The 23,890-nt window shown below is 54.6% G+C and carries 20 protein-coding genes; 15 read left to right on the top strand and 5 right to left on the bottom strand.

The window, feature by feature from the left end:
* Positions 1-50: 50 nt before the first annotated feature.
* The 5 genes from dapD to map are packed head-to-tail and all read right to left on the bottom strand — an operon-like array spanning position 51 to position 6,148.
* A complete protein-coding gene (gene dapD, locus AC4FIC_RS09610) occupies positions 51-1,082 on the bottom strand; it encodes a 2,3,4,5-tetrahydropyridine-2,6-dicarboxylate N-succinyltransferase (protein WP_287419211.1) in 1,032 nt (343 codons plus the stop codon).
* Between the two features lie 3 nt (positions 1,083-1,085).
* Entirely contained in the window at positions 1,086-1,439 is a 354-nt protein-coding gene (locus tag AC4FIC_RS09605) for an arsenate reductase (protein ID WP_100256468.1), read from the bottom strand.
* Between the two features lie 18 nt (positions 1,440-1,457).
* Positions 1,458-2,648, bottom strand: a complete 1,191-nt coding sequence (gene dapC / locus AC4FIC_RS09600; RefSeq protein WP_100256469.1) for a succinyldiaminopimelate transaminase — start codon at positions 2,646-2,648, stop codon at positions 1,458-1,460.
* Positions 2,645-5,326, bottom strand: coding sequence for a [protein-PII] uridylyltransferase (gene glnD, locus AC4FIC_RS09595; RefSeq protein WP_273284541.1), 2,682 nt, complete (start codon positions 5,324-5,326; stop codon positions 2,645-2,647). The genes dapC and glnD overlap by 4 nt, the downstream gene beginning before the upstream one ends.
* A gap of 45 nt (positions 5,327-5,371) precedes the next feature.
* Complete coding sequence (gene map / locus AC4FIC_RS09590; RefSeq protein ID WP_100256471.1) at positions 5,372-6,148, bottom strand: type I methionyl aminopeptidase; 777 nt, start codon at positions 6,146-6,148, stop codon at positions 5,372-5,374.
* A gap of 364 nt (positions 6,149-6,512) precedes the next feature.
* Between map and rpsB the strand changes: the two genes are divergently transcribed.
* The 15 genes from rpsB to dnaE all read left to right on the top strand — a co-directional run bounded on the left by rpsB (position 6,513) and on the right by dnaE (position 23,889).
* Positions 6,513-7,274 (top strand): 30S ribosomal protein S2, encoded by a 762-nt coding sequence (gene rpsB, locus AC4FIC_RS09585; RefSeq protein ID WP_100256472.1) that lies wholly within the window; start codon positions 6,513-6,515, stop codon positions 7,272-7,274.
* Between the two features lie 102 nt (positions 7,275-7,376).
* Positions 7,377-8,243 (top strand): translation elongation factor Ts, encoded by an 867-nt coding sequence (gene tsf, locus AC4FIC_RS09580; RefSeq protein ID WP_100258696.1) that lies wholly within the window; start codon positions 7,377-7,379, stop codon positions 8,241-8,243.
* A gap of 290 nt (positions 8,244-8,533) precedes the next feature.
* Positions 8,534-9,091 (top strand): ribosome recycling factor, encoded by a 558-nt coding sequence (gene frr / locus AC4FIC_RS09575; RefSeq protein WP_100256473.1) that lies wholly within the window; start codon positions 8,534-8,536, stop codon positions 9,089-9,091.
* Positions 9,092-9,189: 98 nt separating this feature from the next.
* Positions 9,190-9,957 (top strand): polyprenyl diphosphate synthase, encoded by a 768-nt coding sequence (gene uppS, locus AC4FIC_RS09570; protein ID WP_100256474.1) that lies wholly within the window; start codon positions 9,190-9,192, stop codon positions 9,955-9,957.
* A 4-nt stretch (positions 9,958-9,961) separates the two neighbouring features.
* Positions 9,962-10,789, top strand: coding sequence for a phosphatidate cytidylyltransferase (locus AC4FIC_RS09565; protein ID WP_100256475.1), 828 nt, complete (start codon positions 9,962-9,964; stop codon positions 10,787-10,789).
* Positions 10,789-11,961, top strand: a complete 1,173-nt coding sequence (gene ispC, locus AC4FIC_RS09560) for a 1-deoxy-D-xylulose-5-phosphate reductoisomerase (protein WP_227003762.1) — start codon at positions 10,789-10,791, stop codon at positions 11,959-11,961. Before AC4FIC_RS09565 ends, ispC begins: the two co-directional genes overlap by 1 nt.
* Positions 11,958-13,310: an RIP metalloprotease RseP gene (gene rseP / locus AC4FIC_RS09555; protein WP_227003763.1), complete on the top strand. Its 1,353-nt coding sequence runs from the start codon at positions 11,958-11,960 to the stop codon at positions 13,308-13,310. Before ispC ends, rseP begins: the two co-directional genes overlap by 4 nt.
* A gap of 106 nt (positions 13,311-13,416) precedes the next feature.
* Positions 13,417-15,735 carry an outer membrane protein assembly factor BamA gene (gene bamA / locus AC4FIC_RS09550; RefSeq protein WP_476195497.1) on the top strand — a complete coding sequence of 773 codons (2,319 nt, stop codon included), beginning with the start codon at positions 13,417-13,419 and terminating at the stop codon, positions 15,733-15,735.
* A gap of 31 nt (positions 15,736-15,766) precedes the next feature.
* A complete protein-coding gene (locus AC4FIC_RS09545) occupies positions 15,767-16,318 on the top strand; it encodes an OmpH/Skp family outer membrane protein (protein WP_100256477.1) in 552 nt (183 codons plus the stop codon).
* A gap of 17 nt (positions 16,319-16,335) precedes the next feature.
* Positions 16,336-17,370 (top strand): UDP-3-O-(3-hydroxymyristoyl)glucosamine N-acyltransferase, encoded by a 1,035-nt coding sequence (gene lpxD / locus AC4FIC_RS09540; protein WP_273284550.1) that lies wholly within the window; start codon positions 16,336-16,338, stop codon positions 17,368-17,370.
* Positions 17,371-17,408: 38 nt separating this feature from the next.
* Positions 17,409-17,849, top strand: coding sequence for a 3-hydroxyacyl-ACP dehydratase FabZ (gene fabZ / locus AC4FIC_RS09535; RefSeq protein ID WP_273284582.1), 441 nt, complete (start codon positions 17,409-17,411; stop codon positions 17,847-17,849).
* The gene (gene lpxA / locus AC4FIC_RS09530; RefSeq protein ID WP_100256479.1) at positions 17,849-18,619 is read left to right on the top strand and encodes an acyl-ACP--UDP-N-acetylglucosamine O-acyltransferase; all 771 of its coding nucleotides are present in this window, start codon (positions 17,849-17,851) and stop codon (positions 18,617-18,619) included. The genes fabZ and lpxA overlap by 1 nt, the downstream gene beginning before the upstream one ends.
* The gene (gene lpxB, locus AC4FIC_RS09525) at positions 18,619-19,764 is read left to right on the top strand and encodes a lipid-A-disaccharide synthase (RefSeq protein WP_100256480.1); all 1,146 of its coding nucleotides are present in this window, start codon (positions 18,619-18,621) and stop codon (positions 19,762-19,764) included. Before lpxA ends, lpxB begins: the two co-directional genes overlap by 1 nt.
* Complete coding sequence (rnhB, locus tag AC4FIC_RS09520) at positions 19,761-20,366, top strand: ribonuclease HII (RefSeq protein ID WP_100256481.1); 606 nt, start codon at positions 19,761-19,763, stop codon at positions 20,364-20,366. The genes lpxB and rnhB overlap by 4 nt, the downstream gene beginning before the upstream one ends.
* A 16-nt stretch (positions 20,367-20,382) precedes the next feature.
* Entirely contained in the window at positions 20,383-23,889 is a 3,507-nt protein-coding gene (dnaE, locus tag AC4FIC_RS09515) for a DNA polymerase III subunit alpha (RefSeq protein WP_100256482.1), read from the top strand.
* Position 23,890: the final 1 nt, after the last annotated feature.

Here is a 23,890-nt window from a genome sequence, read left to right as displayed (position 1 = left end):
TCAGCACCCAAACGGCCGCCATGCTGGCAGCCGTCAGTCGAGTAGCGGACTCAGTTGTGCAAATGCAGTTCCGAGTTCAGCTCTACCGCAGACTTATTGGTCAAGCATTCGACTCGTCCGGTCAGGGCATTGCGCCAAAACAGCAGATCGGACATGCCGGACAGCTCGCGCGCCTTGACCGTATTGATCGCCGCCTTGTGGCTATCGAGTAGGGTCACCTTGGTTCCCGCGGTAATATAGAGACCGGCTTCAATGGTGCAGCGATCCCCGAGTGCAATGCCAGTGCCGGAATTAGCCCCGAGGAGGCAATTTTCGCCCATCGAGACCACTTCGGTGCCACCGCCCGATAGGGTGCCCATAATCGAGGCGCCGCCACCGACGTCGGAACCGTTGCCGACCAGAACACCAGCCGAGATACGGCCTTCCACCATCGACACGGCCACGGTGCCGGCATTGAAATTGACAAAGCCTTCGTGCATCACGGTGGTACCTTCACCCAAATGGGCGCCAAGGCGCACCCGTGCCGTGTCGCCAATACGGATGCCGGTGGGCACCACATAATCGGCCATCTTGGGGAACTTATCGACGCACTGCACCGACAAGATCCGGCCCGCTAGGCGGGCGGCAATTTGGCGTTCTGGCAATTCGGGCAAATCGATCGGTCCTTCGCTGGTCCAGGCAATGTTGTGTAACACGGCAAAGATGCCCGCGAGGACGATTTTTTGCGGTTTGACGAGGCGATGAGACAGCAGATGCAACTTTAAAAAGGCTTCGGCGATGGATACCGGAGCGCTATCGGTTTCCAGCAGAGTCAGCACCAGCGTCTGTTTGCTGTGGGCTGCGGCAGCCAGTAGTTTTACATTAAGTGTCATGCCGGCGTCTGCAAAGACCGACGATAAGGCCGCATAATGCTCCAGCTCGAGCACATGGGCGGTGTTACCACCCTCATGCTTGACCACAGCGAGCAGGCGGTTAATCAGGTCATCGGAAGGCGCGATAAGGGGTTGCGGATACCAGGCTTCGATAATCTTTAATTCACTGTTACGAGTGGCGGTGCCCAGACCGACAGAAAAATAGGTCATAACTTAACTCTCTCTTGAAATAATGTGTGCAAATTGGCTTAGATCGAAACCGATCCAAAGATGGCCCTGCAGTTCGATCAGGGGTCGTTTAATCAGGCTTGGTTGGTGCTGAATTAGGGCCACTGCGCTAGTGCTGTCAACCGAGGTTTTGGTTGCTTCTGGCAACTTGCGCCAGGTGGTGCCGCGCTTATTAATCAGACTTTCCCAGCCCAATAGGGCGATCCACTGTTGGATCAACTCGGCCGTGGGCGGTTCTTTTTTGAAATCGATAAAGTCCACGGTCACGTTCTGCTCGGCAAACCAGTGCAATGTTTTTTTGACTGTATCGCAGTTTTTGATGCCATAAATTTTAATCAAGCGAGCGCCCCTGTTTGGTTAATAGATGCGCTTTAGACGCTGCGCGGCCTCGACACAATCGTCTAATGTCGCCACCAGGGCGATGCGAATATGGCCGTAACCCGGATTGATGCCGGCGTTGTCGCGCGACAGGTACTGCCCGGGTAAGACCTGAATATTGGCCTTTTCGAGCCAGCGTTGTGCCACCGCCTCGTCGTCTTCGGCCAGGTTCGGCCACAAATAAAAGCTGCCGTCCGGGATGGTCAGCGGTAAGAAAGACTTGAGTTCGCCAACCACCGCAGTGAATTTTTCATTGTACAACCGACGATTTTCCAGAACATGGCTTTCATCGTTCCAGGCGGCAATGGATACCTGCTGATGGGGTATCGGCATGGCACAGCCATGGTAGGTTCGGTAGGCGGAAAAATGCCGAATCAAATGGGCATCGCCGGCGACAAAGCCGCTGCGTAAGCCCGGCAAATTGGACCTTTTACTCAGGCTGTGAAACACCAAGCAATTATCGAAGTCGCTATGGCCCATCTGTTCGGCGGCCTGCAGTAAGCCAATCGGCGGCCGAGCCTCGTCTCGATAGAGCTCGCTGTAGCATTCATCACTGATTAGGATGAAGTTAAATTCGATCGACTTGTTAATTAAAAATTGCAATTGCTCGGACGACAGAACGGTGCCACTTGGATTACCCGGTGTGCAGATAAATAACAGCTGGCAGCGTGACCACTGGTCGTCGCTGAGCGCCGCGAAGTCCGGTTGATAATTGTGTTCGGCCACGCAATTAAGGTAGTGCACCTTCGCCCCGGCCAGCAAGGCCGCGCCTTCATAAATCTGATAAAAGGGGTTGGGCATCCAAACTTCATTGGCCTCTGCCGTCGGATCGTAGAGCGCCTGAACCACAGAAAAGAGTGCCTCGCGTGTGCCGGTCACCGGGATAACATGGCGGTCGGCACTAAAGCCCTTGTTGTTGTGCAGTTTAAAACGCCGAATTAACCATTGGCTGATCGCCTCGCGCAAGGCGGGCAAGCCGGCAGTCGCCGGGTAGCGTGAATAGCCGGCAATGGTGGCAACAATCTGCTCCTGCAAAAAGTCCGGCGGGGCGTGCTTTGGCTCACCGATGGACCATGCAATGGGGGTCATATCGGCCGCCTTGACAGAGGCCATCTTGGCCCGTAATTTTTCGAATGGATAGGGTTGCAGACGTTGTAAATTGGGATTCATCGGTCCATTACTTCCAAAATAGTTTCGGTCAATTCATATTGCAACCGCTCCACGTCGGCGGAACTGTGCAGTGGTTCGCCGTTGGCATCGACCAGGAAAAACACGTCTTCAACATGTTCGCCCAAGGTGGCGATTCGGGCATTTTGTAAGGTCAGCTGGAGTCGTCGAAAGCAACGACCAATATCGGCCAGTAAGCCGGGTCGATCTGAGGCGAGCAATTCGACGACAGTGCGCTGGTTTAGCATGTCATTGCTGACGGTAATTTCAGGTGGAATTTGAAAATGTTTTTGCTGCCGTGACAATCGTCGTTGCGGCGTCGGTGCTTCATCGGGATTCACAATGGCCTCTAATAGCCGTTGTTGAATCTCGGCCAAACGCTGACTGTTGTCACCGATTGTGGTGCCATCTTGCTCCAAAACGATAAAGGTATCCAAGCTGAACAGGGACGCCGACGAGGTCATAATACGGGCATCTTGGATATCCAGACTAAGGGTGTCCAGCGTTGCGGCGATGTCGGCAAACAAATGTGCTCGATCGCGGGCATAGACAAAAACCTGGGTGCCACCGATATACTGTTTGGCATCGGTCTCTTTGATCAGGACCAGGGGGACATTTTGACCGTGGTTGGCGATGGCACGCAAATGCCAGGCTATATCTTCCGGGCTTTCACGCAAAAAGTAATCGTCACCAGGATCGTCCCAGAGGTCGAGGCTGGCATCCGGATCAAAGCCCTCTGCGGTCATTAATAGCAGGGCGGCCTGCTTAGTCTCGCTGACCCGTTCGGCCTTGTCGGCCGGGTTGTCCAAACCACGATTTAAGGCGTTTTGAGTTTCCCGATACAGGCGCTCCATCAGTGACGCCCGCCAGCTGTTCCAAAGGTTTGGATTGGTCGCATAGATGTCAGCGACGGTTAGGGCATAGAGATAATCTAGGCGCGCGTGACCACCCACCTGTTGGGCGAAGTGATTGATCACCGCCGGGTCGGAAATGTCCTGGCGCTGCGCGGTCATAGACATCAGGAGATGATTGCGCACCAGCCAAACAACCAGGTCCGTATCCCAAGGCGACAGGCGATGGCGATCGGCAAAGCGCTTGACATCCATGGCCCCTTCGACCGAATGGTCGGTGTGCCGACCCTTGCCGATATCGTGATACAGCGCGGCGATGTAGACCAGCTCCACCTTGGGCAGTTTGTGGATGATCTTGGTGGCAATCGGGAAGCGTTTGCTGTTGGCGGCGTGGCGAAAGGTGCGCAAATTCCGGATGGTTAACAAGGTATGGGCATCGACAGTGTAGACATGGAACAGATCGAACTGCATCTGCCCGACTATTTTGCCGAACTCCGGCAGATAGAGGCCCAATATGCCATATTGATTCATCCGCATCAGCCCATGGTAGACACCTTTAGGGCTGCGTAACAATTCCATGAAAAAGGTGATATTGCGCAGATCCTGACGAAAGGCGCCGTCGATCGCTTTCCGGCTGGCGAACAGCAGTCTCAGGGTGCTGGCACGAATCCCCTTGATGCCCTCTTCTTGAGCGCATAAGACGAAAATTTCCAACAAGGCCGACGGTGTGCGGGTAAAGACCTTGTCGTGCACGACCTCAAGATAGTGGTTGCGGATTTGAAACCGGGCATTTAGCTCGGTGACCTGTTCCGATGTGCTATCACCCAATATCTCTTCATCGAAGTGCTGTAAGAGCATAATATTGAGAGTGCGCAGGCGGAACACTTGCCGGAAGTAGTCTTGCATTAGATGCTCTACCGCTATTTGGCCTTCTCGGTCACTGTAGCCGAACATCTCAGCCACCTTTTCCTGCAGGTTGAACAGCAATCGATCCTCTTCGCGCTCTGAGATCATATGCAGTGCATAACGCACCCGCCAGAGGAAGTCCTGGCCTTCTTTCAGAGTGCGATGCTCGGCATCGGTGAGGAAACCCCGTTCGACCAAGTCAGCCAGAGACGAGTCGCCAAAGTGTCGCTTAGCAACCCAACCGATATTTTGGATGTCCCGCAACGCACCCGGGCCCCCTTTGACATTGGGTTCTAGGTTATATTCGGTTTCATTGAATTTTTGGTACCGATTGGCCTGTTCATTCATTTTGGCCTTGTAGAAATCGCGGCTAGGCCAGATTTTGTCGGGGCCGACTGAATCGGACACTCGTTCTCTGAGATTGTCGTCACCGACCAGGGTGCGCGACTCCATGAGATTAGTGGTCACGGTCACGTCATTGCGGGCCTCGACAACGCAGGTGTCAATGGTGCGCACGCTGTGGCCGACTTCCAGCTTGATGTCCCACAAGAGGGTCAGAAATTGCTGTAGAGATTCGACGTTTCGGTCAATCAGGGTTTCATTATCGAACAGGATCAGTAGATCGATATCGGAGTGCGGCAGCAGCTCGCCGCGGCCATAACCGCCGACCGCTATTAGGGCTATAGACTCAGGCTCAGTCCAGGTGAACAGTCGCCAAGTGCTGCGCAACAGCTCGTCCATGGCCGCGGCTCGGCCAAAAACCAAGCCGCGGATCGGGTCGCCCTGAATAAAACGATGATGCAAGGTCTCATTGAGCCTGCGCAAAGCGTCTTTGAGCACCACAATAGGGGTTTCCAGTTGTAACTGCTCGGTGACGGCTTCTTTATCAAACAGACTGCTGTCTGCGTAACGGTCGAGATCCACTACTTGGTCCTTTGAGAACGTAAGGATGAAATAACTTTAGACCCGCTAGAATGACTCTTCGGTGCGGGCTGTTAAAACCTCCACGCCAGTAGCCGTGACCAACAAGGTATGCTCCCACTGAGCGGAGGCCTTGCGATCCTTGGTGACCACGGTCCATTGGTCGCTGAGTATTTTGCACTGCGCCTTACCCTGATTGATCATCGGCTCGATCGTAAAGATCATGCCTTCCTTCAGCGCCATGCCCACTCCGGGCCGGCCATAGTGCAATACCTGCGGCTCTTCGTGAAATACCGCGCCGATACCATGGCCGCAGAACTCCCGTACCACAGAGTAATGGTTGGCCTCGGCGTGTTGCTGAATCACGTGGCCTATGTCTCCAAGGGTCGCGCCCGGCTTGACCAGTGCAATCGCCTTATAAAGACATTCCTGGGTTACCTTGCACAGACGATCGATATGAGTCGCGACTTCGCCGACGTAAAACATCTTACTGGTGTCGCCGTGGTAGCCGTCTTTAATGACCGTGATGTCGACATTGACCACATCGCCCTTCTTGAGGATCTTATCCTCGCTCGGAATACCATGGCAAATGACCTGGTTTACCGACGTACAGATCGACTTCGGAAAGGGCGGGTTGCCATAGTTGAGCGGCGCCGGTATGCCTTCCTGGACATCAATGATGTAGTTATGGCAGATCCTATCGAGCTCTGCGGTGCTCACGCCGACCACAACATGGGATTCGAGCATTTCCAACACCTCAGCCGCGAGGCGGCCGGCGACACGCATTTTAGCGATTTCTTCAGGGCTTTTTATGGTTACAGCCATGCTTGTTCCAATTCGGTTACTAGGTAGTAGGCGATTCTAACGGTTTTGTTAGCCAGTTGCAGCCCCGCAAATAGTAGGGCACCCGCTAGAGCCATATAAAAGATGCTAAAAATACGCCGCGACTGCCATGACCGGCTCTTAGGCCCGCTTTTCGGGGCCGGTTCCGAGGTGTTGAGGGACGCCCCACGGACTGGGACCGGGATATTTTTCTTGTCTTAAATCGCTGAATTTGGTATAAAGCGCGCCGCTTCAACTAATTGAAGTGTTTCCTAAATTCTCACGCACACCGTCACGTGATTCTGGGTGCCCGAAAGGGGTTGGATCATGGGGAGTGCGGAGGCCTAACCCGAATAATGAGGTATTTATGATTACTGTATCAATGCGTGAACTGCTTAAAGCAGGTGTTCACTTTGGCCACCAGACCCGTTACTGGAACCCGAAAATGGGTAAGTATTTGTTTGGCGCCCGAAACAAGATTCACATCATCAACTTGGAGCACACTGTTCCAGCGTTAAATGAAGCTTTGGCCTTCGTTGGCAACCTTGCCAGCAAAAAGAACAAGGTTCTGTTCGTCGGTACCAAGCGTTCAGCCAGTGCCATCATGGTTGAAGAAGCGACTCGTTCGGATATGCCGTACGTGGCGCACCGTTGGTTAGGCGGTATGCTGACCAACTACAAGACCATTCGTCAATCGATCAAACGTCTGCGTGAGTTGACTGTGCAACAGGCCGATGGCACCTTCGAGCAGCTGACTAAGAAAGAGCGTCTGATGGCGACTCGCGAAGTAGCGAAGCTGGAGCGTTCAATCGGTGGTATCAAGGACATGGGCGGCTTGCCGGATGCTCTTTTTGTTGTCGACGTGGACCACGAGCGTATTGCAATCCTCGAAGCCAACAAACTGGGCATCCCAGTTATTGGTATCGTTGACTCCAACTCGAACCCAGACGGTGTCGATTATGTCATTCCGGGTAACGATGATGCGATTCGCGCCATTGAGATCTATGCCCGTGCAATCGCCGATTCCATCTTGGAAGCCCGTGGCGGTGACGTTGATGAGTTCGTGGAAATGGCCGATGCTGCAGAAGCAGCTGACGTGGTTGTAGCCAAAGAAGAGTCAGCTGAATAAGCTTGATTCTCTTAGCTTGAAGGGGCTGCGGCCCCTTTTTCCTCTTCCGGAACCCTATATCCGGTTGAATATGCGTAATACTAAATTGAATTGAGGACCAAAATCATGGCAATTACTGCGAGCCTGGTGAAAGAACTTCGAGATCGAACTGGCCTAGGCATGATGGAGTGCAAGAAAGCACTCGTCGAGTCTGAGGGTGATATCGAACTCGCCATTGATAATCTGCGCAAGTCATCGGGCCTGAAAGCCGCTAAGAAATCCGGCCGTATCGCGGCTGAGGGTATCCTGGTTACTCGGACCTCTGCTGACAATTCGTTGGTAATGCTGCTGGAAATTAACAGCGAAACCGACTTTGTTGCGCGAGATGACAACTTTTTAAACTTTGCCCACAAGGTGGCTGATGTCGCTTTTGCCAAGGGCAGCTCCGATGTTGCCGCCTTCATGGCAGATGGTCTTGAAGACGAGCGTGCCGCGCTGGTTCAGAAGATCGGTGAGAACATCAGCGTGCGTCGCGCTGTGTTTATCGGTGGTGCGGGTAAGACCGTCGAGGCCTATGTGCACGGTGGCCGTATAGCCGCAGCTGTTGAATTGACTGGCGGTACGCCGGACCTGGCGAAAGACATTGCTATGCATGTCGCCGCCATCAATCCTCAGTACGTCAATGTGAATGACGTTCCAGCCGATGTTTTGGCGCGCGAAGAAGAGGTTGTTCGGGCCCAGTCTGAAGAATCTGGCAAGCCAGCAGAGATCATTGAAAAAATGATGGTCGGCCGCCTGAAGAAGTTTGTTGCGGAGATATCTCTCAGTGAGCAGCCTTTCATCAAGGACCCGGACATCAAGATCGGTGCCTTGGCTAAGAAAGCCGAAGCCGAGATCGTGAGCTTTACCCGTTTTGAAGTGGGTGAAGGGATCGAAAAAGAAGTTGTCGATTTCGCCGCAGAAGTCGCAGCAGCCGTCAAAGGCGGCTAAAGCAATCTAAATCCAGAAAAGGCAGCTGCGCTGCCTTTTTTTATGTGTCCTATTTCTGCAGTTGGTTTTTTGGTACGGCGATTGTTTGCTCAAAATGAGTGGACGAATTCAAAGAAATGCCTGTACAGGGTGTGTATAATAAAGAATCGAAATTTCTCATTGGTTTTAAGCGAGTCGACAACCGGCCAGTCCTGCCGCTCCCAGGGGAGCGGCTGCATAGCGCGGTAAGGCAGGGCATATGCCCGCCGGCAGCGTCGGCCAGACTGTGAATAGGTAAAGGAATTCAACAGATGATTGAAGAAATTAAGCAGGAAACCGACAGTCACAACCGCAAAGCGCTGTTAGCGCTGGGCGATGCCTTCAATAAGATTCGTACCGGTCGCGCCAATCCGGCTATCTTGGATGGTGTCATGGTCGATTATTATGGCAACATGACCCCAATCAAGCAGGTGGCCAATATTTTGATTGAGGACGGTCGTACCCTCGCGATTGTGCCGTGGGAAAAAAATATGGTGCCGCAGGTTGAGCGCGCCATTATGAAGAGTGATTTGGGTTTGAATCCGTCAACTTCCGGCAGTAATATTCGCATCGCGATGCCGATGTTGACCGAGCAGACCCGAAAAGACATGATTAAGGTCGCCCGCAATGAGGCCGAAAAGGCCCGTGTGTCGGTGCGTAACGGCCGTCGCGATGCCAATGCCTCGATCAAGGACCTGGTTAAGGAAAAGGAACTCTCAGAAGATGAGGGTAAGCGCGCCGAGGAAGATATTCAAAAGCTGACCGATGCGGCCATTGCCGAGATTGAACGTGATCTGGCCGAAAAAGATGCCGAGTTAATGAAGGTTTGATGGGTTAGGTATCCTGCCGAGGCAACATGGATTCATGTTGCCTTTTGTGGTTTGGGATTGTCTGTGTTTCACCGGTAACAGAATTAAGCTAGGAAGGGATGCTAAATAAATCTAACAAGGGTCAGCCCCTAGAGTCGACAGTGAAAGTCGTACCCCGCCATGTTGCGGTGATCATGGATGGTAACAATAGATGGGCAAAAAAACGCTTGCTAGGCGGTATTGCTGGCCATAAGGCTGGCGCCCGTGCGGTGCGCACGACCGTCGAAACCTGTGCGCGTGCCGGGGTCGAGGTACTAACCCTCTATGCCTTCAGTTCTGAAAACTGGCGTCGACCCAAGGATGAAGTCAGCGCATTGATGGATCTCTTTTTGCTTGCCCTGAATCGAGAAGTTAAAAAGCTGGTCAGCAATAATGTCCGGCTTAGGGTGATTGGCGATATCACGGCGTTCAGCCCTTCGATTCAGCGGGCTGTTGCCAAAGCCGAGTTCGACACGGCCCAAAATACCGGCATGACTCTGGCGATTGCTGCCAACTATGGTGGTCATTGGGATATTACCCAAGCCGTTATTAAGCTTGCTCAGCGGGTCAAGGTTGGCGAATTAGAACCTGCGGCCATCACCGAAGCGTTGATTGGTGAGCAGGTCATGCTCGGTGATCTGCCCCCGCCGGATCTGTGTATTCGCACCGCCGGGGAGCAACGAATATCGAATTTTCTACTCTGGCAAATGGCCTATACCGAATTCTATTTTACCGATGAATATTGGCCAGATTTTAGCAGTGAATCGCTGTTAAAGGCCTTTGACTCCTTTTTAGGTCGGACTCGGCGTTTTGGTCGTACCGACGAACAACTAGAACAAGAGAAGTAAGTTCATGTTATTGCAGCGATTTGTAACGGCCCTAGTGCTGGCCCCCCTGATGTTGGCCGGCATCTATTTGCTACCGAGTATTGGCTTTAGCGTTTTTGCCGGGTCGATCGTCGTCTTAGGCGCCTGGGAATGGGCCAATCTTGCCGGTTTTTCAGCGCCGCGTGCGCGCATCGTTTTGGCTACGATCACTGCGGTGGTGCTAGGGGTAATTCATCACTGGATTACCGTGGACTCCCTGATTTGGGCCCTGTTGGTGCTTTCTGCGCTGGTATTTTGGTTGCTAGCCGGGGTAAGTGTATATCTCTATCCGCGCGTAACCGGCTGGTTGCGCTCTGGCCCGATAAAGCTGGCGATCATGGTGCCCGTGCTGGTTGCCCTCTGGATGGGCCTGGTCTGGCTAAAAAGCCAACCAGATTCGGCGTTATTACTGACTTGGTTGATGTTGCTCGTCTGGGGTGCTGATATAGGAGCCTATTTTGCGGGTCGCGCCTTTGGCAACCGGAAGCTGGCACCTGCCGTAAGTCCGGGTAAGACTTGGGCCGGGGTTTATGGCGGCATGGCGACATCTATCCTCGTCTCGGTGCTAATAGCTGGCCTCTACTTGCCGGATTACAGCGTCCAGGACTGGCTCTGGTTGATGCTATTGTCGGCCGCAGTTATTGCCATTTCGGTGGTCGGCGATCTGTTTGAATCCCTGTTAAAGCGCAATCGAGGTATTAAGGACAGTTCGTCCCTGCTGCCCGGTCATGGTGGGATTTTGGATCGCATCGATAGCCTCTGTGCTGCGACGCCGATGTTTGTCCTGTTATGGTACGTGTTAGCGGTGGTTTAATGATGACGACACGACAACGCGTCACCGTTCTAGGCGCCACCGGTTCGATCGGTCAAAGCACGCTCAATGTTATCGGCCAGCATCCAGACCGTTTTACTGTCTTCGCCCTCAGCGGGCACGCCAATATGGCGCAATTAGCTCTAGACATCATTCGCTTTAAACCTCAGTTTGCCGTGGTGCCCAATGACACGCGGTATCGGCAACTGCTTGAGCTGTTACCGAACCGGAACTGCGACATCCTGATCGGTGAGCAGGCCTTGGCCGATGTCGCCAGCGCGGCGCAAGTGGATACCGTTATGGCCGCTATCGTTGGCGCGGCCGGTCTGAAGTCCGCCCTTGCCGCGGCGCATGCCGGTAAAAAGCTGCTCTTAGCCAATAAAGAGAGCATGGTCGTCGCCGGTGCTCTGTTGATGGAGGCGGTGGCCAAATCCCAAGCGCTATTGCTGCCGATCGACAGTGAACACAATGCCATCTTCCAATGCCTGCCAGCCGATCAAAGTCAGGCGGGCGTGGACTCGATCCTATTAACGGCATCGGGTGGGCCCTTTCGGCAGACCCCCATGGAACAGTTGCTTACCGCCACGCCGGAGCAAGCCATTGCCCACCCGACATGGACGATGGGTCGAAAGATATCGGTCGATTCGGCTTCGCTGATGAATAAGGGTCTGGAGCTAATCGAAGCCTGCTGGCTCTTTAGTGTGCCACCGGAAAAAATCGAAGTAGTGGTGCACCCACAAAGTGTTATCCACAGTATGGTGCGCTATATTGACGGGTCGGTTTTAGCACAGATGGGCTCGCCCGATATGCGCACGCCCATTTCCTATGGCCTAGCCTATCCGGATCGAATCGTCAGTGGCAGCGCACCCTTGGAATTTTCTCAGCTGTTGCAATTGCAGTTTGATCAACCCGATCGGGTCCGCTTTCCGTGCCTGCGCTTGGCCGAGGAGGCCATGGCCGAAGGTGGCACTGTGCCCGCCGTGCTCAATGCCGCCAATGAGATGTCGGTTGCGGCCTTCCTCGAGGGCGACATTGGTTTTATGGATATCCCCCGAATAAACGAGCAAGTCATGACCCGCTTGGGCCGCAGCCCAGTGGAGTCGATTGATCAACTGCTGGAGGTCGACCGCGCTGCTCGCGCCCAGGCCGCCGAACAAATTAAGGCGCTACGATGATGCTATTGCTTAACTCCGTTTTTGGCATGCTGCTGGCACTGGGCATCCTGGTGACGGTGCACGAATATGGCCATTTTTGGATGGCGCGGCGCTTCGGCGTCAAGGTGGAGCGTTTTTCGGTGGGCTTTGGTCGGCCAATTTGGCGCCGAACCGATCGTTCTGGGACCGAATTTGTGGTCGCCTGGATTCCCCTGGGGGGCTATGTCAAGATGCTCGACGAGCGAGAAGGGCCGGTGCCAACAGAGCTACTTGGGCAAACCTTTAACTCGAAGACCGCGCCACAAAAGATCGCCATCGCCTTGGCCGGACCGATCACCAATTTCCTCTTTGCTATCGTGGCCTTTGCCCTGATGTACAGTATTGGCGTCCAGGATCTGGTGCCTCTGATTGACCATCCCAGAGACGATTCGCCAGCGCAGCAGGCCGATATGACACGTGGCGACCGAATCGTGGCCATTGATGGTCGCAGCGTCGACTCCTTCACCGACCTAAGTCTGGCCCTGGCCTCACGTGTTGGCGAGAGTGGCCTAATCGATATCAGCCTAATCCGCCAGCAAAGCAAAAAAAGTGTTCAGCTGCCGATTGAAAACTGGCTGGCCGAGCAGGACTCTCCGGATCCCTTACACAACCTAGGTCTGAGCCCAGAAATGCCGATCCACCCCGCGCTTATCGGCTGGCTTGAAGCGGGTGGGCCGGCCGAACAAAGCGGTTTGGCGGTAGGTGATCGCGTGCTGGCTATTAACGGCAGCGCCCTAGCGACCTGGTCGGAGTGGGTTGACCGGGTTCAGAGCAGCCCCGGCCAGGTGTTGACCCTTAGTATCGAACGCGCCGAGCAGAGGCTGGAGCTGACCCTGGTGCCAGGCAGTAAGATGCAAGAGGAGCGCACCATCGGCTATGTTGGCACGGGCAGTGCGCCGCTGGCTTGGTCGGAGCAACAGCTGACCACCGTTCGTTTGTGGCCCTGGCAGGCGGCATGGCGCGGCTTAACCGACACGGTGCAAATGAGTGTCCTGAGTTACAATATGTTGTGGAAGATGGCGACCGGTAAGGTGTCCTTGAAGCAGATTGGCGGTCCCATTTCGATGGCTAAGATGGCGGGCCTGTCAGTGGGCACGGGATTTGAATCCTTCATTGGTTTTTTAGCCCTGATCAGCATCAGCCTGGCGATTGTTAACTTGCTGCCCATTCCGGTGTTGGATGGCGGTCATGTGGTGATTCACTCGATTGAGTGGCTCAGGGGCAAAGCCTTGTCCGACCGAGCACAAATAATTGGTACGCAAGTCGGTATGGTCTTTATCATGAGTCTGATGCTATTGACCTTCTACAACGATATTGGCCGCTTAATGTAAAGACAGTTTGCCGCGCTCGGGTGAGGCTTCAGAATGCCGCCCTATAAATTTAAATCAGACCAAGATTTTCGGTCGCCACAGGATAAAGGTAAAGACGTTGGGACTAATGTTCAAGACTGCACTAGTGGCATGTTTTACGTTGATGGTATCGGTAGCGCAGGGCGCCACCTTTAATGTCGATAGAATAGTCGTACAAGGCCTGCAGCGGGTGTCATTGGGCAGTGTCCTGGCCCAGCTGTCAGTGCGCGAAGGCACCTTGGCGGATGATCAGGATGCTAGCCGCTGGTTGCATGAAATTTACCAGACCGGTTTTTTTCACTCGGTCGATATCAGTCGCGACGGCGGTCGCCTAGTGATCGATGTAGTCGAGCGACCGGCCATCGAAACCATCGAATTCGATGGCAACTCCAGTGTTCCGACCACCACTCTGGAGGCCGTGTTTGCCGATGTCGGCCTGGCCACGGGTGAAATTTTCAGTCGTTCGTTGCTGGAAAATATCGATCTAGAGCTGGAAAAACAGTACGGCGCTCAAGGCCGTTACAATGCCCGCGTCGACACTGAAGTCATCCCACTAACTCGTAATCGCGTTAACGTTAAGATGCAGATCAGCGAGGGCCCTGTTGCTCGAATTGAGCAACTGCAGATGGTCGGTAACAGCGTTTTTAGCGATGCCGAACTGCTTGCCATCATCCAGATGCAGCGCACCGGATCACCCCATATTTGGCAGTGGATGACCAAACGCAACCAATTCGCTAAGGCCGCCCTGACCGGGGACATCCAGCGCCTAGAGGATTTTTATTTCGATTTAGGCTATCTCGATTTCGCCGTCGATAGCCAACAGGTGTCGATCTCTGAGAATAAAGCCGCGATCAGTATCGCCCTCAATATCAGCGAAGGGCAAGCCTACAGCGTAGCCGAGGTCGAGCTGACGGGGGATCTGAAACACCTGACAGCCGAGATTCAAGCTCTGGTGCGTGTTAAGCCGGGGCAAATTTACTCGCGCACCGATGTGGCCACCGATATCCGCGACATCACCGACCTGCTCGGCGAATATGGCTACGCCTTCGCCCAGGTGCGCGACGTGCACCAAACCGATGCGCCCAGCCAGACCGTTACGGTCACCTACCAGGTCCAGTTGGGCAGCCCAGTATATGTCAATCGCATCATTATTCAGGGTAACAGCGCTACTAACGATGAAGTCATTCGACGCGAACTGCGGCAATTGGAACGGGCCTTAGTGGTCAATAAAAACATCCGTACATCCAAATCACGCTTGGATCGTCTAGGCTATTTCAGCCAGGTTAGCATTAAGACTCAACCCATTGCGGGTCGTAATGATTTGGTCGATTTGGTGGTTTCGGTCGTCGAAGCGAAGGACTCACAACTCAGTATCTCGGGCGGCTATGCCGATGGCTCGGGCTTTTTCGGTGAACTGTCGGTTAAGCAAACCAACTTTTTTGGCCGCGGTGTTGATTTCTCAGCCTCGGTCAACGTCAATGAAACCACCCAGAACTACCAAGTATCGGCTGAAAACCCGTTCTTTACGCTCGACGGCGTGAGCTTGGGGGCCGATCTCTACTATAAGAAATCCGATTACAATCAGACCACCTTTAGCACCTACGCCACCAATACGGTCGGCGGTCGGTTAAATTTGGGTTATCCCCTGTCAGAGAATCAACGGCTCAATTATGGCCTCGGCATCAGTCGAGACGAGCTCTTTATTAATACCGCTAACGCGCCGTTGGAGATGACCGATTTTGCCCCGGACTATCGCAACGACTACGACATTATCACCGGTCGTGTCGGCTGGTCCTACAGTACCCTCAACGGCACGCTCAAAGCCGACGACGGCGCCAGTGTGCGGAGTAATTTGGAAATCACCATGCCACCCGGCAACTTACGTTACTACCGTATCAGCCTCGCGGCGCAACACTTCACCAATTTTGCCGAGAATCTGGCCCTTCGGGTGCATACCGACCTCGGCTATGGCCAAGGCTATGGCGATAGCCAGCTGTTTCCGTTTTACAAAAACTTCTATTCCGGTGGTGCGCGCTCGGTGCGTGGATATCGCTCTGGCTCGCTCGGCCCGACCGGTACCGGTCAGTCCAACAGCCCCGTCGGCGGCAATATTAAACTGGAATACGGCGCCGAGTTACTCTTTCCGACGCCCTTCGCCACCGATCAACGCGCCTTCCGCACCGCGCTGTTTGTCGATGCCGGCAATGTGTATACCGACCAGTGTCACGCCGACAATAGCAGCTGCAGTAATGGCGTCGATTTAGCTGAAATCCGTTATTCAGCGGGTGTGGATCTGACCTGGATTACCCCAATTGCACCACTAAGCTTTAGCTATGCTTGGCCGTTGAATGCGCAAGTGAGCGACTACACAACGAATTTTTCCTTCAATATCGGTATTTCGTATTGAGCCCAAACCACCATTAGAGGAGTACTTTACAGTGGCAAACAGCAAGAAAATATTGGCCGGCTTGAGTCTGATCTGGGTCTTAGCCAGCCCAGTTGCCCGTGCCGAAACCATGGTCGCGATTATGAATTACCAGGCAGTGTTGTTTAATAGCAGCGCGGCGGAAGCGGCTACCCTAACATTACGCACCGATCTGGCCGGCGCTCAGAGTCGACTTCAGGATATCCAATTGGGTATCGAGACGCGCGAAAGCCGCCTGTTGACCGATGGCGATATACTGACAGCAGAGGAAATTAGCGCCTTTGAGCAGGAGTTACAGGGCTTAACCCAGGAGCAGGCGCAGATCACCGCTCAGATGCAACAGGCTCAGCAGCAGAGTCGCGCCAGCTTCATTAAACAATATCAACCATTGATTCGCGAGTTGATGAACGCCTATGTTATCGAGCAGGGCTTCAGCCTAGTGGTCGATTCTCAGGCGGTACTCTGGGTTAATGGTACGCCCGATATTACCGATGCAATGTTAGCGCAATTCAACAGTGCCTACGCGCAGCGCAAGGCCGGATCGGCCGAACAATCCGCCAACTAAGGCGCAGGAGTTGAGTGATGCTAACGGTAACTGATCTGCTGGCTCTAGTGCAGCCGCTGACCCCACTGACCGACACAGAAAAATCGGTGACGGTGTCCGCCTTAGCCGCACTCGATAAAGCTCAAGTCGGCCAGCTGAGCTTTTTGGCGTCGCCCAAATATCGCCGCCAGTTGGCCGATACGCAGGCTTCGGTGGTGCTGATTAAAGCAGCGGATCAAGCCGCCTGCCCGGCGAACTGCGTCGCGTTGGTGGTAGACGATCCCTATTTGGCCTATGCTCGACTATCGCATTTATTTGACACTGGCCCAAGCGCCGATGGCAGCCATGCCGACAGCGCACAGATCGATCCGAGTGTAAGGCTGGCGCAAGGCGTCACCATCGGTGCCTTCGCGGTGCTGGGCAAGGGGGTTGAGGTTGGCCAGGGTGCGGTAATTGGTGCACACTGTGTGATCGACGACTTCGCCCAAATCGGCGCTCAAACCCGCCTCCAGGCTCGGGTCACGGTGGCGCATCACTGTACTCTGGGCGAGCACTGTCTGGTTCAAAGCGGCACCGTGATCGGTTCGAATGGGTTTGGTTATGCGCCCACCGCTACCGGTTGGCAAGCGATCGCTCAGCTTGGCCGGGTGGTGATTGGCGATCGGGTCGAAATTGGCGCGAATTGCACTATCGATCGGGGTGCAATCGAAGACACTCGAATTGAATCGGATGTGATTATCGATAATCTGGTGCATATTGCTCATAATGTTCACATTGGCGCTCGAACCGCCCTGGCGGGGCAGGTTGGCATAGCCGGTAGCACGCGTATTGGTGCCGGCTGTTCCGCCGGCGGCCAGTCCGGCTTTACCGGCCATATCGAGGTTGCCGATAATAGTCATTTCACCGGTCAGGCCATGGTGACTAAGGGTACTACTGAAGGCGGCCTATTCTCTTCCGGCTTGCCGGCTCAGGCCAGTAAGGATTGGCGTAAGATGGTGGCGCGGGTGCGTCAGTTGGAAACTACTATGGCGCGGCTTGACGCGCTGGAAAAACTTATTAAGGAACCGGAATGACGAGCGCAGTAACAACACCCTTAGAGTCCAACATTGAGATGCCCATGGGCATCGAACAGATTAAGGCCTTGTTGCCCCATCGTTATCCCTTTCTGCTGGTCGATCGGGTAACCGCCTACGAACCGGGCGTTAGCATCCGCGGCTTTAAAAACGTCTCGGCCAATGAGGCGTTGTTCCAGGGCCATTTCCCGGACAAGGCGATCTTTCCGGGCGTCTTGATTTGCGAGGCGCTGGCTCAGTTGACCGCGATCTATGGGTTTTTGACCACCGGTCATCGCCCTGCGGATGGCTACCTTTACCTGTTTGCCGGCTTGGATAACGTCAAATTCAAACGTCAGGTGGTGCCTGGTGACCAGTTGGAACTGGTGATTGAGTTTGTTGCCGAGCGACGTGGCATGTACAAGGTCGCCGGGAAAGCCTTTGTCGACGGTCAACTCGCCGCCAGTGCTGATATTCTCTGCGCAGAACGACAAGCCTGATGATTCATCCAACTGCGATAATCGACCCAAGCGCCAAGATCGCCGCCAATGTCAGTATCGGGCCCTATTCGGTGATCGGTGCCGATGTCGAGATTGGCCCGGATACCTGGGTTGGCCCTCACGCGGTGATCAACGGTCCGACCGTTATCGGCCAAGGTAACCGTATTTTCCAGTTTGCCAGTGTTGGCGAAGAATGCCAGGATATGAAATATCAGGGCGAGCCGACGCGGCTGGTCATCGGCGATTTCAACACCATCCGCGAATTCACCACCCTACAGCGCGGTACCATTCAGGGTGCCGGAGAAACTCGGATTGGCAGTCACGGTCTGTTTATGGCCTATACCCACGTCGCACATGACTGTGTCATCGGCGACCATGTCATATTAGCCAATGGTGCTCAGGTAGCCGGTCACTGTGAAGTCGGGGATCATGCCATCTTGGGTGGCAATACCGCGGTGCATCAATTTTGTCAGATCGGTCAGCACGCCTTCGTGGGGGCCGGTTCAACCGTGTTAAAAGATATTCCCGCCTTTGTCACTGTGCAAGGCTATCCGGCAGCGCCCCATGGCATGAACTTTGAAGGACTCAAGCGGCGCGGCTATTCTAAGGAAGCGTTGCGTGCTTTGCGACACGCCTACAAGGTCGTTTACCGAGAGGGTAAGACCATTCAGGATGCGCTCACAGAATTATCTGAGCTGAATCCGATTGGCGCGGAGGTCCAGGTGTTTATCGATAGTATCCGCAATTCCCGCCGCGGCATTAGCCGCTGATGGTCGCGCCGCTGCGTGTTGCTCTAGTGGCTGGTGAGGCCAGTGGCGATTTGCTCGGCGCCGGATTGATGCAGGCGTTGCGGGCTCAACAACCGGATATTGAATTTGCTGGCATCGGTGGCGACCATATGATCGCCGCCGGCCTGATCTCTCGTGTGCCGATGGAGCGGTTGTCGGTGATGGGTTTAACCGAGGTGCTCGGGCGTCTGCCCGAACTCTTGGGTATCCGGCGCGCACTCACCCAGTTCTGCCTGGATTGGCAACCCGATGTGTTTATCGGTATCGATGCCCCGGACTTCAATCTTGGCTTAGAAATCAGTTTACGCACAGCCGGTATCAAGACAGTGCACTATGTTTCGCCGTCCGTTTGGGCATGGCGCAAAGGTCGGATTAAAAAAATTCGCCGCGCCGTCGATCATATGTTGACCCTATTGCCGTTCGAAGCGACCTTCTATCAGCGCGAGCAGATCCCCGTCACCTTTGTCGGCCATACCCTGGCCGATCGCCTGCCGATGACCCATTCCCCCGAGATTCTGCGCCAAGAAATGGGTTTGACGGCAGGGATTCCGGTGGTGGCTATGTTGCCCGGCTCACGCGGTAGCGAAGTCCAAACCCTTACCGCACTCTTTTTGGCTACCTTGGCGCGGGTACAGCGGCAAATCGGGCCGATCCAAATTGTCATCCCGGCGGCCAATACCCATCGAGCGCACCAGATTGCCGCGATCATCGCGCAGCAGGCGCCGGATTTGAATATCACCGTGCTTGATCAGCGTGCGGATGACGCCCTAGCGGCCAGTGATGCGGTATTGGTTGCTTCCGGTACCGCAACCCTACAGGCCATGCTGTGGAAGAAGCCCATGGTGGTCGCATACAGGCTCAGTGCCCTAAGCTATTTTATTATCTCCCGTTTGGCGACGGGCCGTTGGGTCGCCTTACCCAATATATTGGCCGAGCGGAACTGGGTGCCAGAGCGCTTGCAGGCAGCGGCGACGCCCGAGCGCTTAGCAGAGGACCTGATACGGGCCCTAAGAGACGAAAACTACCGCCATGAATTTGTCGCCCAGGCTAGCGAGTGGCATCGCAAACTGGCCTGCAATGCCGATCAGCAGGCCGCCCAAGCGGTCTTGACGCTGGTCGGTCGATGATCCAGGCTGGCTTAGATTGGGCCCTTGGGGTCGGGCTAGTGGCCGGCGTCGATGAGGTGGGCCGCGGCCCCTTGCTTGGCGATGTGGTTGTAGCAGCGGTCATTTTAGACCCTAAGCGACCGATAATCGGCCTGCAAGACTCGAAAAAATTATCCGAAAAACGCCGTGCCGCCTTAGCCGTGGAAATCCATGAAAAGGCCCTAGCCGTTTGCCTCGCCCGCGCCAGTGTGGCAGAAATCGATGCCTTGAATATATTGCAGGCTACTCTGTTGGCCATGCGCCGAGCCGTTGAGGGCTTGGCTCTGCAGCCGGTTTTTTGCCAGATTGATGGCAATAGAGTGCCCCCGGGCTTGCCGTGCCCGGCCGAGGCCGTGATCAAGGGCGATGGCAAAATTGCCGCCATTGCCGCAGCATCGATCGTCGCCAAGGTGCAACGAGACAGTGAAATGCATGCTCTGCATCGGCGTCACCCAGAATACGGATTTGATCGACACAAGGGCTATGGCACTAAACAACACCTGGCCGCTTTGTTAACATTCGGCGTGCTGGCAGAACATCGGCGCAGTTTTGCGCCGGTGAAAGCCTGCATCGCCAACCAATGAGACAGTAGACCCCATCATGGCAAATTTTGTTCACCTACGCGTTCACACCGAATATTCTCTCAGCGATGGCATCGTCCGGATTAAGAAGCTGATTGAAAAAATTGGTGAGAGTCAGATGCCGGCTGTGGCCATCACCGATATCAGCAACTTCTTCGGTCTGATTAAATTTTACAATCAGGCCTTAGCAGCCGGTATTAAACCGATTCTCGGTGCCGATCTGTGGATTGAGAATGAGCAAGACGACGCCGATCCGTTCTTAATGACGGTATTGGCCTGCACCAACCAGGGTTACCGCAATCTTACCGAACTGATGTCTGACGGCTATCAATCCAATCAACGCAAAGGCCGGCCTCAGGTCAAGGCTGATTGGCTACACGCTAAACAGGCCGGACTAATACTGTTGTCGGGCGCCCGTAACGGTGACGTCGGTCAGGCACTGCTGCGCGGTAAGGCCGAGCAGGCGGAAAGTTGCGCCCAGCGTTGGCAGGCAAGCTTTGGCGACCGTTATTATTTGGAATTGCAGCGCACTCGGCGCGACCAAGACGAGGCGTTGGTGCAGGGCAGTTTGTTACTGGCTCGCAAGCATGGCATACCCGTGGTCGCTACCAATGCGGTGATGTTTATTGCGCGTGATGACTTTGAAGCCCATGAAACCAGGGTGTGCATTAACGAAGGGGTGACGCTGGACGACCCGAAACGCAATAAGCACTATTCTGAAGAGCAGTATCTAAAATCTGCAGACGAGATGACGGCGTTGTTTGTCGATATACCCGAGGCTCTCGACAACAGTCTGCTGGTCGCGCAGCGCTGTTCGGCGCAGATCGAACTGGGCAAATATTATCTGCCCGATTACCCGGTACCCGCCGGTAAGACCATGGATGAATACTTCCGCGAGTTGTCCGCCGGTGGTCTAGAAAAACGCTTAGCCGTGGTGCTTAAACCCGATCAGCTCGATTTTCAAGAACGCCGGCAAGACTATTACGATCGGCTCGAGTTCGAACTCAATATCATCATCCAAATGGGTTTTCCGGGTTATTTCTTGATCGTCATGGACTTTATCCGCTGGGGTAAAAACAATGGCGTCCCGGTTGGACCGGGTCGTGGATCGGGCGCGGGGTCATTGGTGGCCTGGGTGCTCGACATTACCGACCTGGATCCATTGGAATACGATCTGCTGTTCGAACGTTTCCTGAACCCGGAGCGGGTGTCGATGCCCGACTTTGATATCGACTTCTGTATGGATGGGCGCGAGCGTGTCATTCAATATGTCGCCGATACCTATGGCCGGCAGGCGGTATCGCAGATTGTCACCTTCGGCACCATGGCGGCCAAGGCGGTGGTGCGGGATGTGGCGCGGGTCCAGGGGAAGCCCTTTGGTCTGGCCGATCGACTGTCCAAGTTGATTCCGCCCGATCCGGGCATGAAGTTGAGTCGAGCCCGAGACGAGGTCGCCGAGCTAAAAGAGTTCCTCGAGTCCGATGAAGAGGGCTTGGAAATTTGGGAGATGGCGCTGAAACTCGAGGGCATCACCCGGCAAACCGGCAAGCATGCCGGTGGTGTGGTGATCGCGCCAACCAAACTGACCGACTTTTCGCCACTATTGTGCGATGAAGACGGTACCGGACTGGTGACCCAGTTCGATAAGAACGATGTCGAGTACGCCGGTCTGGTGAAGTTTGACTTTCTCGGGTTGCGCACGCTAACCATCATCGATTGGGCGCTGAAAATCGTCAATCCACGCCGTTTGGCGCTGAATTTGCCCGCGATCGATATAGCCGATATTCCGCTTAACGATGAAGCGGCCTTTGTCTTGTTGCAGAAATCGCACACCACGGCCGTATTTCAACTTGAGTCACGCGGCATGAAAGATCTGGTCACCCGGCTGAAGCCCGACTGCCTGGAAGATATGATCGCCCTAGTGGCCTTGTTTCGTCCGGGTCCGCTGCAGTCTGGCATGGTCGACAACTTTATCAATCGTAAACACGGTCGCGAAGAGTTGTCTTATCCGGATGTGCAGTACCAGCACGAACTGCTTAAACCGATCCTAGCGCCGACCTATGGCATTATTCTCTATCAGGAACAGGTGATGCAGATCGCCCAGGTCCTAGCCGGCTATACCCTGGGCGGTGCCGATATGTTGCGCCGCGCCATGGGCAAGAAAAACCCAGAGGAGATGGCCAAACAACGCGACAGCTTTGAACAGGGCGCGATCAATAACGGTATCGATGGCCACCTCGCTATTAAGATTTTTGACCTGGTGGAGAAATTTGCCGGTTATGGCTTTAACAAGTCGCACTCTGCCGCCTATGCCTTGGTGTCCTATCAGACGCTCTGGCTGAAAACCCATTATCCAGCCGCCTTTATGGCGGCGACCCTGTCGTCTGAACTGCAAAACACCGACAAGGTGGTGATCTTCGTTGAAGAGTGTCGTCAACTGGCGATCGATGTCTTACCACCGGATGTTAACGCCGGTGACTTTGCCTTTACCGTTAATGCGCAAGATCAGATCATCTATGGCTTGGGTGCCATCAAGGGGGTCGGCGAAGGTCCGGTCGAAGCGATCGTTGCCGCGCGTGAGCAGGGTGGTGATTTCAAAAACCTATTTGATTTTTGCGCCCGGGTTGACACTAAGAAGCTCAATAAACGCGCCATTGACGCTCTGATTCGGGCCGGCGCGATGGACACCATCGGCCCGCACCGCAATGTTATGCTCGCCGCGATGCTCGATGCCGTGAAGGTCGCCGAGAAGTCCGCCGCCAACGCAGCAGCGCGTATGGAAGATATGTTCGGCCTGATTGAGGCCGAGGTCGAAGTTGACGTCTATGCGCTCTATGCCCAGGTGCCGGAGGCCGCACTAAAAGAGCGCTTGGCGGGTGAAAAAGAGACCTTGGGGCTATATCTGACGGGCCATCCGATCGATGAATTTGAAGCCGAAGTGCAGCAAGTGGTGTCGATGCGCTTAGGCGATCTGGATGGCTCGGTTGAAGAACTGAAGCGGTCGCGGCGCGGCAATATCAAGACCTTTGCCGGTTTGGTGATGGGGGTCCGTACCCGGCAAACGCAACGTGGCGAAACCATGGCCATCGTCACGCTCGATGACCGCACCGGCCGACTGGAGATGACCCTCTTTGGTGAGGCCTATGCCGAATTTAAGCACCTGATGATCGTCGATACGGTCGTCGTGGTCGAAGCCGAGGCCGGTTGGGACGATTACAACGATCGGCCGCGCATTCGCGCGCAGAAGGTCTATACCCTAGTAGAGGCTCGGCAGGCCCTGATCAAGGGGGTTGAATTTAAGGTTGAGGCTGCGCAGGCTCAAGCCTTCCTGGCCAAACTCAAGGCGTTGGTACGCTCTGATCTTCCCGAGGATCGTGGCTGTAAGGTCTGGATCCGTTATACCAATGACTTGGCCCAAGGCGAAGTGATGCTTCACGAGCGCTATCGGATCCCACTGGAGGATGAGACTTTACATACCCTGAGGCAGTCCTTTGGCGAAACGGGCTATAAGTTTCGCTATCAATAGC

Source organism: Reinekea sp. (assembly GCF_982785585.1).
This window is presented reverse-complemented; position numbering and strand designations above follow the sequence as displayed.

Bases quoted from the DNA above. Each gene is read 5' to 3' on its own strand.
- AC4FIC_RS09565 (WP_100256475.1), top strand. From the start codon at position 9,962: ATGTTATTGCAGCGATTTGTAACGGCCCTAGTGCTGGCCCCCCTGATG.
- fabZ (WP_273284582.1), top strand. From the start codon at position 17,409: ATGCCCATGGGCATCGAACAGATTAAGGCCTTGTTGCCCCATCGTTAT.
- dapC (WP_100256469.1), bottom strand. From the start codon at position 2,648: ATGAATCCCAATTTACAACGTCTGCAACCCTATCCATTCGAAAAATTA.
- uppS (WP_100256474.1), top strand. From the start codon at position 9,190: ATGCTAAATAAATCTAACAAGGGTCAGCCCCTAGAGTCGACAGTGAAA.
- ispC (WP_227003762.1), top strand. From the start codon at position 10,789: ATGATGACGACACGACAACGCGTCACCGTTCTAGGCGCCACCGGTTCG.
- lpxB (WP_100256480.1), top strand. From the start codon at position 18,619: ATGGTCGCGCCGCTGCGTGTTGCTCTAGTGGCTGGTGAGGCCAGTGGC.
- rseP (WP_227003763.1), top strand. From the start codon at position 11,958: ATGATGCTATTGCTTAACTCCGTTTTTGGCATGCTGCTGGCACTGGGC.
- lpxA (WP_100256479.1), top strand. From the start codon at position 17,849: ATGATTCATCCAACTGCGATAATCGACCCAAGCGCCAAGATCGCCGCC.
- rnhB (WP_100256481.1), top strand. From the start codon at position 19,761: ATGATCCAGGCTGGCTTAGATTGGGCCCTTGGGGTCGGGCTAGTGGCC.
- frr (WP_100256473.1), top strand. From the start codon at position 8,534: ATGATTGAAGAAATTAAGCAGGAAACCGACAGTCACAACCGCAAAGCG.
- map (WP_100256471.1), bottom strand. From the start codon at position 6,148: ATGGCTGTAACCATAAAAAGCCCTGAAGAAATCGCTAAAATGCGTGTC.
- lpxD (WP_273284550.1), top strand. From the start codon at position 16,336: ATGCTAACGGTAACTGATCTGCTGGCTCTAGTGCAGCCGCTGACCCCA.
- dapD (WP_287419211.1), bottom strand. From the start codon at position 1,082: ATGACCTATTTTTCTGTCGGTCTGGGCACCGCCACTCGTAACAGTGAA.
- rpsB (WP_100256472.1), top strand. From the start codon at position 6,513: ATGATTACTGTATCAATGCGTGAACTGCTTAAAGCAGGTGTTCACTTT.
- bamA (WP_476195497.1), top strand. From the start codon at position 13,417: ATGTTCAAGACTGCACTAGTGGCATGTTTTACGTTGATGGTATCGGTA.
- dnaE (WP_100256482.1), top strand. From the start codon at position 20,383: ATGGCAAATTTTGTTCACCTACGCGTTCACACCGAATATTCTCTCAGC.